The organism is Streptomyces sp. NPDC088706, assembly GCF_044752765.1.
Taxonomy (GTDB): domain Bacteria; phylum Actinomycetota; class Actinomycetes; order Streptomycetales; family Streptomycetaceae; genus Streptomyces.
On sequence record NZ_JBIVLW010000001.1, the window covers coordinates 618,574 to 632,098 of the forward strand.

Annotated in this window: 13 protein-coding genes; 8 read left to right on the forward strand and 5 right to left on the reverse strand. The window is 73.4% G+C overall.

Annotation, left to right across the window (positions count from 1 at the left end):
- Window positions 1–184 precede the first annotated feature (184 nt).
- Entirely contained in the window at window positions 185–1,099 is a 915-nt protein-coding gene (locus ACIQAK_RS02885; protein WP_366388087.1) for an SGNH/GDSL hydrolase family protein, read from the forward strand.
- Between the two features lie 146 nt (window positions 1,100–1,245).
- A complete protein-coding gene (locus ACIQAK_RS02890; RefSeq protein WP_366388086.1) occupies window positions 1,246–2,379 on the forward strand; it encodes an amidinotransferase in 1,134 nt (377 codons plus the stop codon).
- Window positions 2,380–2,416: 37 nt separating this feature from the next.
- Here ACIQAK_RS02890 and ACIQAK_RS02895 read toward each other — a convergent pair whose 3' ends face one another.
- From ACIQAK_RS02895 to ACIQAK_RS02910, 4 genes are all read right to left on the reverse strand, one after another.
- Complete coding sequence (locus ACIQAK_RS02895) at window positions 2,417–3,025, reverse strand: LysE family transporter (RefSeq protein WP_366388085.1); 609 nt, start codon at window positions 3,023–3,025, stop codon at window positions 2,417–2,419.
- Window positions 3,022–3,810, reverse strand: coding sequence for an EI24 domain-containing protein (locus tag ACIQAK_RS02900; protein WP_366388084.1), 789 nt, complete (start codon window positions 3,808–3,810; stop codon window positions 3,022–3,024). The genes ACIQAK_RS02895 and ACIQAK_RS02900 overlap by 4 nt, the downstream gene beginning before the upstream one ends.
- Before the next feature lie 135 nt (window positions 3,811–3,945).
- On the reverse strand, window positions 3,946–4,374 hold the full coding sequence (locus ACIQAK_RS02905; protein ID WP_366388083.1) for an organic hydroperoxide resistance protein: 429 nt from the start codon (window positions 4,372–4,374) through the stop codon (window positions 3,946–3,948).
- 160 nt (window positions 4,375–4,534) lie between these two features.
- Entirely contained in the window at window positions 4,535–5,551 is a 1,017-nt protein-coding gene (locus ACIQAK_RS02910; protein ID WP_366388082.1) for an NADP-dependent oxidoreductase, read from the reverse strand.
- A gap of 142 nt (window positions 5,552–5,693) precedes the next feature.
- On the opposite strand from ACIQAK_RS02910, the gene ACIQAK_RS02915 reads away from it, so the two are divergent.
- From ACIQAK_RS02915 to ACIQAK_RS02930, 4 genes are all read left to right on the forward strand, one after another.
- Window positions 5,694–6,119 carry a MarR family transcriptional regulator gene (locus ACIQAK_RS02915; protein WP_366388081.1) on the forward strand — a complete coding sequence of 142 codons (426 nt, stop codon included), beginning with the start codon at window positions 5,694–5,696 and terminating at the stop codon, window positions 6,117–6,119.
- A gap of 160 nt (window positions 6,120–6,279) precedes the next feature.
- On the forward strand, window positions 6,280–6,846 hold the full coding sequence (locus ACIQAK_RS02920; protein WP_366388080.1) for a hypothetical protein: 567 nt from the start codon (window positions 6,280–6,282) through the stop codon (window positions 6,844–6,846).
- Between the two features lie 168 nt (window positions 6,847–7,014).
- Window positions 7,015–8,052: a rod shape-determining protein gene (locus ACIQAK_RS02925; protein ID WP_366388079.1), complete on the forward strand. Its 1,038-nt coding sequence runs from the start codon at window positions 7,015–7,017 to the stop codon at window positions 8,050–8,052.
- A gap of 48 nt (window positions 8,053–8,100) precedes the next feature.
- Entirely contained in the window at window positions 8,101–9,714 is a 1,614-nt protein-coding gene (locus ACIQAK_RS02930) for a GAF domain-containing protein (protein WP_366388601.1), read from the forward strand.
- A 245-nt stretch (window positions 9,715–9,959) separates the two neighbouring features.
- On the opposite strand, the gene ACIQAK_RS02935 is transcribed toward ACIQAK_RS02930, so the two are convergent.
- The gene (locus ACIQAK_RS02935; protein WP_366388078.1) at window positions 9,960–10,391 is read right to left on the reverse strand and encodes an Lrp/AsnC family transcriptional regulator; all 432 of its coding nucleotides are present in this window, start codon (window positions 10,389–10,391) and stop codon (window positions 9,960–9,962) included.
- Between the two features lie 164 nt (window positions 10,392–10,555).
- Between ACIQAK_RS02935 and ACIQAK_RS02940 the strand changes: the two genes are divergently transcribed.
- Both ACIQAK_RS02940 and ACIQAK_RS02945 read left to right on the forward strand, forming a co-directional pair.
- Window positions 10,556–12,061, forward strand: a complete 1,506-nt coding sequence (locus ACIQAK_RS02940; protein WP_366388077.1) for an AMP-binding protein — start codon at window positions 10,556–10,558, stop codon at window positions 12,059–12,061.
- Window positions 12,051–13,520: a carboxyl transferase domain-containing protein gene (locus ACIQAK_RS02945; RefSeq protein ID WP_366388076.1), complete on the forward strand. Its 1,470-nt coding sequence runs from the start codon at window positions 12,051–12,053 to the stop codon at window positions 13,518–13,520. Before ACIQAK_RS02940 ends, ACIQAK_RS02945 begins: the two co-directional genes overlap by 11 nt.
- The last annotated feature ends 5 nt before the right edge of the window (window positions 13,521–13,525 follow it).

Sequence of the window (13,525 nt, forward strand, 5' to 3'; positions counted from 1 at the left end):
GCGCCGGGGCCGTCCGTGTGACGTACCGTCGGTCCCGGGCCCCTGATTCGCCGGCTTTCACCCGCCAGGGCGCGCACGCCCGCGACCTGGGGATCGTGGGCTTGCCGGCGGCATGGCCAGGGGCATGGACCAGAGGTTGACCGGAGGGGATCCACCGATGCCGGAGCGTACGACACGCCCTCGGATGCGTACCGCAGGAGCGGCGCTCACAGCGCTCTCGTTCATGGGCGCGGCCGCGCTGGCCGGGTGCGGCGGTGACGGTTCGGGTGACGGCGTGTCACGGAACGCCTCCGCCGCCTCTTCGCCCGCCGCCTCGCCGTCGCCCTCCCCCTCCGCCTCCGCCTCCGGCTGGAACCCGGATCCGGGATCGGTCGCGGCGGTCGGGGACTCCATCACCCGGGGCTTCGACGCCTGCTCGGCGCTGGCGGACTGCCCGGAGGTGTCCTGGGCGACCGGGAACGACAGCCTGGTGCGGAGTCTCGCCGTACGGCTGCTCGGGGCGTCGAGGGCGGCGGACCGCAGCTGGAACCACGCGGTGTCGGGGGCCCGGATGGTCCAGCTGCCGGAGCAGATGGCGCTGGCGGCGAAGGAGCGGCCCGAGCTGGTCACGGTGATGATGGGCGCGAACGACGCGTGCCGGGACTCGGTGCGGCTGATGACGCCCGTGGCGGACTTCCGGGCCTCGTTCGAGGCGTCGATGCGGCAGCTGCGGACCGGGGCGCCGAAGGCGCAGGTGTACGTCTCCAGCGTGCCGGACCTCAAGCGGCTGTGGTCGACCGGGCGGCTCGACGAGACCGGCAAGAAGATCTGGAGCCTCGGCATCTGCCAGTCGATGCTGGCCGACGCCGACGACCTCGGGCCCGCGGCCATGGCGCGGCGGGACGCGGTGCAGGACCGGGTGGTGGCGTACAACGGGGTGCTGCGGGACGTCTGCGCGAAGGACCGGTACTGCCGGTACGACGGCGGGGCGGTCTTCGACTTCCGCTTCACCGGGACCCAGCTCAGTCGGTGGGACTGGTTCCACCCGAGCCGCGACGGCCAGGCCCGGCTGGCGGAGATCGCCTACCGCAACATCACGGCGGCCGAGCCCCCCGCGTAGGGTCCGGCACGCGTTCCCGGTGCGCCGAGCCCCCGGGCCCGTCGCGTCGGCCCCTCCGGCGGGCTCACCACGGGTGGCGCGAACCCGCTCCCTCTGTTCACCATGGGGAGCGTGACGTGCCAGTCGGCGACCGAGGGTGGTTGATCATGACGACAGTGGAGCGGAGGCCCGGTACTCCGACCGCCGAGGAGACCGCCCCACTCGTCTCACCGGTCGGTTCCCACAACGAGTGGGACCCGCTGGAGGAGATCATCGTCGGGCGGCTCGACGACGCGACGATCCCCTCCAGCCATCCGGTGGTCTCCTGCAACATCCCGCCGTGGGCGGCCCGGCTGCAGGGGCTGGCGGCGGGATACAGATACCCGCGCCGGCTGATCGAGCCCGCCCAGCAGGAGCTGGACGGGTTCATCTCGCTGCTCCACTCCCTCGGCGTCACCGTCACCCGTCCGGACGCGGTCGACCACCGGCAGCGGTTCGCCACCCCCGCGTGGTCCTCACGCGGCTTCTGCAACACCTGCCCGCGCGACAGCATGCTGGTGATCGGCGACGAGATCATCGAGACCCCGATGGCGTGGCCGTGCCGGTACTTCGAGACGCACTCCTACCGCAGGCTCCTGAAGGACTACTTCCGGCGCGGGGCCCGCTGGACCGCCGCGCCGAAACCGCAGCTCACCGACGAGCTGTTCGAGAGGGAGTTCCGTACGCCCACGGCGGGTGAGCCCATGCGGTACATCCTCACCGAGTTCGAGCCGGTCTTCGACGCGGCGGACTTCGTCCGGGCCGGGCGCGATCTGTTCGTGACGCGCTCCAACGTCACCAACGGCATGGGCATCGAGTGGCTGCGCCGGCACCTCGGTCCCGGGTACCGGATCCACGAGATCGAGAGCCGCTGCCGGACGCCCATGCACATCGACACGACGTTCCTCGTGCTGGCGCCCGGCAAGGCGCTGATCAACCCGGACTACATCGACGTCGACCGGCTGCCCGCCGTCCTGGACTCCTGGGACATCCTGGTCGCCCCCGAACCCGATCCCATCGACGACCGGCTGCTCAAGATGACCTCGCTGTGCGGCAAGTGGCTCAGCATGAACATCCTGATGGTGGACGGGAAGCGGGTCATCGCGGAGCGGCACCACACCGGGATGCTGCGCGCGCTCGAACAGTGGGGCTTCGAGCCGATCCCGTGCGACCTGATGCACTACGCGCCGTTCGGCGGTTCCTTCCACTGCGCGACGCTCGACGTGCGGCGGCGCGGGACGCTGGAGTCGTACTTCGACTGAACCGGTCCGCCCCTGCCGAGCCCCGGGTGTCGGGGTGTCAACGGGCGACGCCCAGGGTGACGCCGAGGCCCACCAGGACCGAGCCGATGGACCGGTTCAGCGCCTTCTGGCGGCGCAGCATCGCCCCGCGCAGCCGGGAGTGCGAGAAGTAGAGCGCGACCAGCGCGAACCAGCCCAGGTGCGCCACGGACATCAGGAGCCCGTAACCCGCCTGCTGCCAGAGGGCGGTGCCGGGGCCGACGACCTGGGTGAAGGTCGCCACGACGAACAGGGTCGTCTTCGGGTTGAGCGCGTTGGTCAGGAAGCCGCTGCGCAGCGCGCCGAAGCGGGTGAGCCCCGGCCGGTCCGTCAGGTCGACGTCGAGGTCGGCGCGGGCCAGGAAGGTGCGTACGCCGATGTAGATCAGGTAGGCCGCACCGGCGAGCTTCACCGCGGTGAACAGGGCGGTGGAGGAGGCGATGAGCAGCCCGACGCCGAGCATCGTGTACGTGACGTGGACCAGGACGCCCGCCGCGACCCCGGCCGCCGCGAGGACGCCGGTGGTACGCCCGTACAGATAGCTGTTGCGGACGACCATGGCGAAGTCGGCGCCCGGGCTGATGACGGCGAGGACGGTGATGGCGGCGACGGCCAGGAGCTCGGTCATGTGGTCCCCTCCTTCGTGGTGGTGACGTCCGCGGCGGCGGGAGCGGGGTCGGTGTCGACCAGGTCGCGGGCGAGGAGGGTGGCCCCGGCGACCGCCCCCGGCATCAGGAACACCGCGACGAACGGGACCAGGAACGCCAGGGTCAGCGGAACGCCGAAGCCGAGCACCAGCAGCCGGCGGCTTCGCAGCGCGGCCAGCCGGTCCCTGAGGACCATGCCCCGGCGCTGGAGGGCCACGCCCGTCAGCTCCTCGGCCAGGAAGTAGCCGGAGACGCAGAAGCCGATCGCGGGGACCACGGTCTGGCCGACGACCGGGATGAAGCCGCAGGCGAAGAGGATGATCCCGTAGAGGGCGACGCGCAGCAGGATGCGGACGGAGTCGCGGGCGGAGATCCACAGTTCGCGCCAGAGCGGCAGCCCGGACTCGTGGACCTCGCCGCCTTCGCCGCGCTCGACCTCCTCGGAGAGCGACTCGTAGAACGGCTGGCCGACCAGGAGGGTGACGGCGGTGAACGTGATGACCGCGAGGAAGAGGCCGAAGACGAAGACGAGCGCGGTCAGGGTGGTGCGCAGCAGGCCCTGCCAGCCCGAGGACCAGTCGTCGGCGAACGGGGTCGCCCAGGCGACGAAGTCGTCGGCGCCGTAACCGAGTCCGACGAGGGCGCCGGCGTACACGACGAGGGTGATGAGTCCGGGCAGCAGCCCGAATCCGAACCATCGGCCGTGCCGGGCGACCCAGCGCTGGCCCTTCATCAAGTAGCCGAATCCTGCCCCGAGATCGTTCATGGGCGTCAGCGTACTGGCGTGCGGAAAGCGGCGAGGACCGCACCCCGGTGGGGGATGCGGTCCTCGCGCGCAGGAGCTGCGGTCCGCGCGGACGCCGGGCCGACGCGGACGCTGGGGTCCGCGCGGACGCCGGGGTCAGGCGACGGAGAGCTCGACCTTGATGTTGCCGCGGGTCGCGTTCGAGTACGGGCAGACCTGGTGGGCCTTCTCGATGAGCGACTGGGCGGTGGCGGTGTCGACGTTGGGGATGGTCGCGCTGATGGCGACCTCCAGGCCGAAGCCGCCGGCCTCGGTCTTGCCGATGGAGACCGAGGCGGTGACCGTGGAACCGGAGATGTCGGCCTTCTCCTGGCGGGCGACGACGCCCAGCGCACCCTGGAAGCAGGCGCTGTAGCCCGCGGCGAACAGCTGCTCCGGGTTGGTGCCGGCGCCGCTGCCGCCCATGGCCTTCGGCGGGTTGACGACGACGTCGAGCTGGCCGTCGTCCGAGGAGACGCGGCCGTCACGGCCGTTCTCGGCGGTGGCGACAGCGGTGTAGGCGACGTCGATCTTCTGGATGGTCATGATGTGAGGATTCCTCCTGTTGGTGCGCCGCGACTCGCGCCCACGATCGCGGCGGCCTGGGGATGAGCCTATCGGGTGCCCCTCCCCGGCCGGGCGTGGGTCATGCGTGGTCGGCACGGGTCGGCGTGGCCGGGCTCGGTCAGGCGTGGTCAGGCGTGGCTCAGACGAGCGAAACGATCATCTTGCCTGTGTTCTCACCGCGCAGGAGCCCGACAAACGCGTCGTAGCCGTGTTCGATGCCTTCGACCTTCGTCTCGCGGTACTTCAGCTCACCGGAGGCCAGCCAGCCGGAGACCTCTTCGACGAACTTCTGCTGGAGGTCGGCGTGGTCGCCGACGAGCATGCCCTGCAGGCGCAGCCGCTTGCCGATGATCAGCGCCATGTTGCGCGGGCCGGGGGCCGCCTCGGTGGCGTTGTACTGGGCGATCATGCCGCAGATGGTGGCGCGGCCGTGCACGTTGAGCGCGCCGATCGCGGCTTCGAGGTGGTCGCCGCCGACGTTGTCGAAGTAGACGTCGATGCCGTCGGGGGCGGCTTCCTTGAGCTGGTCGCGGACCGGCCCGTTCTTGTAGTTGAACGCGGCGTCGAAGCCGTACTCCTCGGTGAGGAGCTTGACCTTCTCGTCGGAGCCCGCGGAGCCGATGACCCGGGAGGCGCCCTTGAGCTTGGCCAGCTGGCCGACCTGGCTGCCCACGGCACCGGCGGCGCCGGAGACGAAGACCGCGTCGCCCTCCTTGAAGGAGGCGACGTCGAACAGGCCCGCGTACGCGGTGAGTCCGGTCATGCCGAGCACGCCGAGGTAGGCGGAGAGCGGGGCGAGGTCGGCGTCGACCTTCACCGCGTGCTTCGCGGGCACGTCGGCGATCTCGCGCCAGCCGAGGCCGTGCAGGACGTGGTCGCCGACGGCGAAGCCCTCGGCGTTCGAGGCGATGACCTCGCCGACCGCGCCGCCGTCCATGGGGTGGTCGAGCTTGAAGGGCGGGGTGTACGACTTGACGTCGTTCATCCGGCCGCGCATGTACGGGTCGACGGAGAAGTACTGGTTGCGGACGAGGATGCGGCCGTCGGCCGGAGCGGCCACCGCGGCCTCACGCAGTGCGAAGTCCTCGGCCTTGGGCCAGCCGTGGGGGCGGGCGACGAGGTGCCATTCGCGGCTGGACGCGGGAAGTGCAGACATGGGCTCGGGGTCTCCTCAATGTCCTACGGGGGAAGCCGTGCAAGGTTTCCTGCGGGGAAGCCCTGCAATAAAGCTTCATTACGTGAAACAACTGTGCTCCTGAATATTTCATGTTGTCAAGTAAATCGGTACGCTGGCCTCCATGGCCACCCGCACAGACCCCCTGACCCTCGAGGTCGTCGAGCTCATCGGCACCGTCGTGGCGCGCTATCACGAGGAGTACGACCGCGCCGCCGCCGAGCACTCCCTCACCGGGGCACAGGCGCGGGTCCTCGGGCTGCTCGCGGTGGAGCCGACGCCGATGCGGAAGATCGCCGTCAAGCTGAAGTGCGAACCGTCGAACGTGACCGGCATCGTCGACCGCCTGGAGACCCGGGGCCTGGTCGAACGCCGCCCGGACCCGGTGGACCGCCGCGTGAAGCTGGCCGCCGCGACGGAGGCGGGCGTGCGGACGGCCCGGGAGCTGCGGGACTCGCTCAACTTCGCCCGGGAGCCGCTGGCCGGGCTGTCGGAGGCCGAGCGGACCGTGCTGCGGGATCTGCTGCGGCGGATGCTGGGCGAGGGCTGACCCAGGGCCTGTGTGCACCACCACAGGAAGCGGGTGCAGGTCGGCGACGGTGTCGGCGCGGATCGACGGAGGAAGCTGGCCAGGTGAGGAATCCTGTGTGGAACCTCGGATTCCGAGGACAGCCGGTCCGATACGCCTGACCTGCGGGAAGATGGGTGGCATGACCGCTCCCACCCCCTTCGGCCCCCGTGAGTTCCAGCTCGTCCTGCTCCGCCGCATGGCCGACCACCAGTCCGGTCTGGTCGAGGAGGCGCGGCAGGAGCTGAGCGCCTCGCTCGCCGACATGCGGGAGGCCAACCGCCGCTGGCAGGCCATGGTCCGCGCGCCCCGGGGGCGGGGATCGCTGCGGCGCTACCGCTCGGTGCTGGGCGAGCCGGAGCTGACGCTGAAGCGGCGGGTGGGCGACCTGGAGTGCCAGGCGCTGCTCTGGCCGGTGCCGCTCTGGCCGGACCTCCGGTTCGAGGTGATGGCCGCACCGGGCGGGGCCGTGTGGAACGAGTGGCTCGTCCGGGCCCCGGGGGCGGCGGGCCCCGAGCTCACCTCCGTACCCTCTCTGCGCCCCTGGTCGTGCACCGTGGACGAGGTGGCCCGGGCGTTTCCCCCGGCGCGGCCGATGGAGGGCAGCGCGCCGACCCGGTGGGCGCTGGCCGTCACCGACCCGGGCGGCGGACGGGCGTACGTCGCCGAGTTCACCTGGGGGCTGTTCCAGCGGCTCCTGCCCGGCTGAGCCCCCGGGTCGAGCGGGGGGCAGGCCGGACGTACCACCTGGCGGGCCGTCAGCCGGCGACCCTCGTACGGCGCAACCCAGCGCGCGCGCCCCGGCCCGGAACGCGACGATGCGATGAGAGGCCGGCTGCCGCCGGTACCCCCATCCGCGCTCTCGGGAGAACCTGCCGTGACCGTCAGCCTTGAGCAGTTGCAGCGTTGCCACGTCGCCGTCGATCTCGGGGCCGCGAGGACCCGTGTGTACGTGAAGGGGCTCGGGCTCGTCGTCGACGAACCGAGCGTCGCCGCCGTCAACACCCGTACCGGATCGCTCATCGCGGTCGGCGTGCTCGCCGAGCAGATGACCGGCCGCACCCCCGAATACATCCGCGTCGTCCGCCCGGTCTCCGGCGGCTCCGTCGTCGACATCGAGATGGCCCAGCGGATGCTGCGCCACCTGCTCGGCGACAAGCTCCGCCGCCAGCTGCGCCGCAAGCCCCGGCTGCGTGCCGCAGCCTGCATCCCGCACGAGGCCGATCCGCTGGCCCAGCGCGCCACGGTGGAGACCCTCGTCGGACTCGGTGCCCGGCGCGTCGAGCTGGTGGACACCCTGATCGCGGCGGCCGCGGGCTGTGGGCTCCCGGTGGAGCAGCCGACCGCCACCATGATCATGGCGTGCGGTGCGGCCACCACCCAGATCGCCGTCCTCTCGCTCGGCTCGATCGTGACGGCCGTCCGGCTCCCGGTCGGCGGCAACGCCATCGACGAGGCGGTGATCCAGTACCTGCGCCAGCACCACGCACTGCTGCTCCCCAGCCAGTCCGTGCGTCCGCTGCAACTGGCGCTGCACGGCAACGGCCTCCAGCTCACCGGTCCCGCCCTGACCGAGATCCACGGCCGGGACGTGGCGACCGGTCTGGCCCGCTCGGTGCAGGTCGACACCGCCGCCGTACGGAAGGCCATCCACGCCCCGCTCACCGCCGTCCTGGACGGGGTGGGCAAGGTGCTCCGCGAGTGCCCGCCCGACCTGGTGGCCGACCTCGCGGACCGCGGGATCATGATGGTGGGCGGCAGCGCGCTGCTGCCGGGGCTCGACCAGATGCTGCGGGACGCGACCGGCATGCCGGTGCACATCGCCGAGCGCCCCGACGTGTGCTCGGTGCTCGGTCTCGGCGCGATGCTGGACGGCAAGATCCAGCCGATGGTCCTCAACCCCACGGCGGGCTAGGGCGTGTCCGGCGGACCCGGTCACGATCCGCCGGACCCGCCCGAGGGCTTGTCGCCCGTGGACCGGCTGCCGATCCTGCTGGAGGCCGTCCTCAGCATCGGCAGCGACCTCGGGCTGCGGGCCACCCTCCAGCAGATCGTCGACACCGCGACCGCCCTGACCGGGGCCCGCTACGGCGCGCTCGGCGTGCTGGAGCCCGACCAGGACCGGACCGAGGCGCTCCACACCACCGGGATGACCCCGGCGGAGCGGGAGCGCATCGATCACCTCCTCCCGGAGCGTGGCGCGGGGCTCCCGCCCGCGGGCGGCGGCGCGGGGCTCCTGCCCGAGGGCGGCGGGGCGGCGGGCGGGCCGCTCGCGCGGCCCTTCCTCATCGCTCCGATCCAGGTGCACACCGAGCTCTTCGGCCACCTGTGCCTGGCGGAGAAGAGCACCGGCGCCTTCACCGAAACGGACCGCGCGCTGCTGCACGTCCTCGCCTCCCAGGCCGGCATCGCGATCGGCAACGCCCGGCTCTACGAGAGCGCCCGGCAGCGCGAGCGGTGGATCGAGGGCGTGGCCGCGGTCACCACGGCCCTGCTCACCGGCAGCGACGCGGCCGACGCCCTGATGACCGTGGCCGAGAGCGCCCGGGTGCTGGCCGGCGCCTCGGCCGGGGTGATCCTCCAGCCGACCGAGGAGGGCGGGATGGAGATCGTGACCGCCTCCACGCTCGACGACCCGGCGGGTCTCGTCGGCACGACCATCGCGCCCGGCTCCCCCGTCCTGGTCCATCTGCTCGGCGGCGAACCGGTCTTCATCGACGACTCCGCCACCGACCCCCGGATGACCACCGACGTACGGTCCCGGTTCGGGCCCAGCATGATGTTGCCGTTGCAGAGCGGCGGTCGGCTCATCGGTACCCTCGCGCTGCCCCGGCGGCGCGGCGCACCCCCGTACACGGCGGTCGACCGGCTGCTGGCGACCCAGTTCGCCTCGCAGGCCGCCCTGGCGCTGGTGATGGCCGACGCGCGGGCGGACCGGGAGCAGCTCGCGGTGTACGAGGACCGCGACCGGATCGCCCGCGACCTGCACGATCTGGTGGTCCAGCGGCTCTTCGCCACCGAGATGATGCTGGAGTCGACGCGTCGGCGGACCACGGGCGAGAGGCCCGGCGACCCTGCGGAGGAAGGGCCCGGCGACCCTGCGGAGGAGGGGCCCGGTGACCCTGCGGAGGAAGGGCCCGGCGACCCTGCGGAGGAGGGGCCCGGCGAGCTGATCGGCCGGGCCGTGGACGAGCTGGACTCCACCATCCAGGAGGTCCGCACCGCGATCTTCGCCCTCCAGCAGCCGCCCGCCGAAGCCCCGAGCACGTTCCGCGGCCGGGTGCTGCGGGAGACCGGGGGCGCGTCGGCGCTGCTGGGCTTTCCGCCGTCGGTGCACTTCACGGGGGCGGTGGACGCGCTGGTGGGCGAGGAGGTGGGGCGGGAGCTGCTGACCGCGTTGCGCGGGGCCCTGGCCGCCGCGCACCGCAGGCCCGGCGTCTCGGCCATCGAGGTGGAGGTGGACGCGACGGTCCGGTCGCCGGACGGGCGGAGCGCGGTGCGGCTGGTGGTGACCGACGACGGGCGCGAGGAGGAGGGCGGCCAGTCGACGACGGTGACCTGGCAGGCGCCGATCTGATCGGGTGGGGGCCGGATGGGCCCGCGCGGTCAGGCGCTGAGGCGATCTGAACCGGTGGGGGCCCGCACGGTCGGCGGGCCGGGCGGTCGGTGCGGCGGCGACCCGATCCGGTGAGGACCGGGCGGTCGGTGCGGCGGCGAACCGATCCGGTGAGGGCCGCGCGGTCGGTGCCGCGCCGAGCCGTTCCGTTGGGGGCACGCGCGGCCGGCGCCGGGCCGCCGCTGTGACGCGCCGAGCCGTCGCGGTCAGTGCTTCGGGGCAGCCCGCAGGGCGATGCGGGTGGTGGAGTGGGCGACGCCCGCCTCCCGCTTCAGCCGGCGCAGCAGGGTGTCCAGCGCCACCGGGTCGGCCGCCGTGGCGCGGATCAGGTAGTCGTGGCCGCCCGTCACGTGCACCACCTCCGTGATCCCGGGCAGCATCAGCACCGAGCGCTCGAACTCCTCGTTCGTCGTGTCGAGCCGCAGCGTCACATCGATGAAGACGACCAGGCCCGAACGGGTGTCGGCGGCCGGGTCCACGATGACGGTGAAGCCGCGGATCACCCCGTCCCGGCGCATGCGCCGGACCCGGTCGCCGGCCGCGTTGGCGCTGAGCCCCACCCGTACGCCCAGATCCCGGTACGAGATCCGGGCGTCCTCCTGGAGAATGCTGAGGATTTCCCTGTCCAGCCGATCCATACCGCGATTGTCCCAGCTTGCGGCGATATCGGCTGAGGGAGCGCCCTGTCGCCCACCCGGTGCGGTCCGGCACCCCCTGCGGTAGGGGGCTTCCGATGGTGACGCTGCCCTCATCGGCAGACGGGGTCCGGCGGGGCCCGCCCCCAAGCCCTAGGCTTCCCGGCGTGACCCTCCTTCTTCCCGCGCTCCAGTCCCCCACCGGCCCGGCAGCCTCCCGGGAGGCCGTCCGCTTCGGTGATCTCTCCCTGACCTACGGCCGGCTGGCCGACGCATCCGCAGCCCTCGCCGCCCGGATCGCGGACGCGGGCCGGGTCGCCGTCTGGGCCACCCCGACGCCGGAGACGGCGATCGCGGTGGTGGCGGCGGTGCGGGCCGGGGTGCCGGCCGTGCCGCTCAACCCCCGTACCGGCGAACGCGAGTTGGCGCACATCCTGGCGGACAGCGAGCCCACGGCCGTACTGGCGGGCCCCGACGAGGTGTTGCCGCCCGCGCTGGAGAAGCTGCGACGGGTGACGGTCGACGCGCGGACGGAGACTCAGGCCCCGGAGGGGTACGAGGTGCGCGAGGGCGCAGCCGAGGCCCCCGCCCTGATCGTCTACACCTCCGGCACCACCGGCCCGCCCAAGGGGGCCGTCCTGCCCCGCAGGGCCATCGCCGCCTCCCTGGACGCACTGGCGGACGCCTGGGGGTGGACCGGCGACGACGTCCTGGTCCACGCGCTGCCGCTGTTCCACGTCCACGGCCTGATCCTGGGCGTCCTCGGCCCGTTGCGCCGCGGCGGCTCCCTGCGCCACCTGGGGAGGTTCTCCCCCGAGGGCGTGGCCCGTGAGCTGGGGTCCGGGGGCACGATGCTGTTCGGCGTACCGACGATGTACCACCGGCTGGCCGAAGTGCTGGACGCCCCGGCGGGCGAGGCGGAGCGGGACGCGCCGGCGGGCGGCGTGGAGCGGGACGCGCTGGCCGGGGCGCTCGCGGGGGCGCGGCTGCTGGTCTCCGGTTCGGCGGCGCTCCCCGTGCACGACCACGAACGCATCGCGGCGGCGACCGGGCGGCGCGTGATCGAGCGGTACGGGATGACGGAGACCCTGATGAACACGGGGATCCGGGCGGACGGCGTGCCGCGCCCGGGGACGGTCGGCCCGCCGCTCGCCGGGGTCGAGCTGCGTCTGGCGGAGGAGGACGGCACGGTGCTGGAGGAGCCGGAGGCGATCGGCGAGATCCAGGTCCGGGGCCCGAACCTGTTCACCGGCTACCTGAACCGGCCCGACGCCACGGCCGCCGCGCACACGGCGGACGGCTGGTTCCGTACGGGCGATGTCGGCACGGTGGACGAGGACGGATACGTGACCATCGTCGGGCGCAAGGCCACCGACCTGATCAAGAGCGGCGGCTACAAGATCGGTGCGGGCGAGATCGAGAACGTGCTCCTCGCCCACCCCGGCGTCCGGGAAGCGGCCGTGACCGGCGAGCCGGACCCGGACCTCGGTGAGCGGGTCGTGGCGTGGGTGGTCGCGGCGAACCCCGACTCTCCTCCCCCGGCTGAAGAGTTGGCGGACCATGTGGCGGCCCAGCTGGCTCCGCACAAGCGCCCGCGCACGGTGCACTACCTGGACGCACTGCCCCGTAACGACCTGGGCAAGATCATGAAGAGGTCGCTCCATGTCCGCTGAGCCTTCGGCCCGGATGACGGCCCGGGAGACGATCGCCCTGCTCACCGGCGCGGCAGGCTTCACCGAGCACCGCCCGCCGCCGCGTACCCTGCCGCAGGACGGCCCGCTCGGCTGGGCGGGGTACGACGCGGCGCGGGAGCGGGCGGCGGAACGCACGGGCGAGGACGAGTCCGTGGTGTACGGGACCGGGGTCGTGGGCGAGCGGGAGTGCGTGCTGCTCTCCTTCGAATTCGGCTTCCTGGGCGGCTCGTTGGGTCAGCTGACGGGTGACCGCCTGGAGGCCGCGTACGGACTGGCCCTGACCCGGCGCCTCCCGCTGGTCGCGCTCGTCGCCACGGGTGGCAGCCGGATGCAGGAGGGCATGGTCGCGCTCACCCAGCTCCAGCGGGTGGCAGCCGCTTCCGCCCGGCTGCGGGCGGCGGGGCTCCCGCAGATCGCGGTGGTCCGCGACCCCACGACCGGCGGCGGCTGGGCCACGGTGGGGGCGGGCGCGGATGTGGTGCTGGCCCTGCCGGGCGCCCAGGTCGGGTTCGCCGGGTCCCGGGTGCGACCGCCGGACGCGGACCCGTACGCGTACAGCGCCGAGGGCCAGTTCGCGGCGGGCCAGGTGGACGCGGTGGTCCCGGCCGGGGAGCTGCCGGGCACGGTGGGCCTGTGGCTGCGGGCGCTGGGGTCGGGTGCGGCGGGGGCGCTCGGGGGGCATGGGGCGGCTGCTGTGGGCACGCACGAGGCGACCGGCGCTGCGGGCACGCACGAGGTGACCGGCGCCGTGGACGGGTCGGACGCCGCTGCGGGCGGGTCCACCGCCGCCCCGCTCCCCCACGCCCAGGGGGCGTCGGCCGCCGGGCTGCCGGAGACCGGCCGGGAGGCGGTGGAGCGGGCCCGGGCTGCGGGGCGGCCGCGCGCGGAGGCGTATCTGGCCGACTACTTCGCCGTACGGCTCCCCCTCCACGGGGACCGGTGCGGCGGCAGCGACCCGGGACTGCTGAGCGGCTTCGGGCTGCGCGCGGACGGGCAGCCGGTCGCGTACGTCGCCCAGTGCGGGACCCCGACCCGCCCGGCCGGGTACCGCGCGGCGGCCCGCACGATCCGGCTCGCGGACCGGCTCGGCGTCCCCGTCCTCACCCTGGTCGACACCCCGGGCGCCGCCAACGACGCCGAGGCGGAACGGGCGGGCGCGGGCGCGGCCATCGCGGACACCTTCGCGGCGATCGCGGCGGCCCGGGTCCCGGTGACGACACTGGTGATCGGCGAGGGCGGCTCGGGCGGCGCGCTGGCCCTCGCGGCGCCGGGCAACACCCACGTCACGGCGGACAGTTACTTCTCCGTCATCGCCCCCGAACTGGCGGCGGCGATCCTCAAGCGGCCGCCGCAGGAGACGGGCGCCACGGCCGACCAGCTCCGCCTGCGCCCACAGGATCTGGTGGAGTTGGGGATCGCCCGCTCGATCGTCACGTAGGGCGG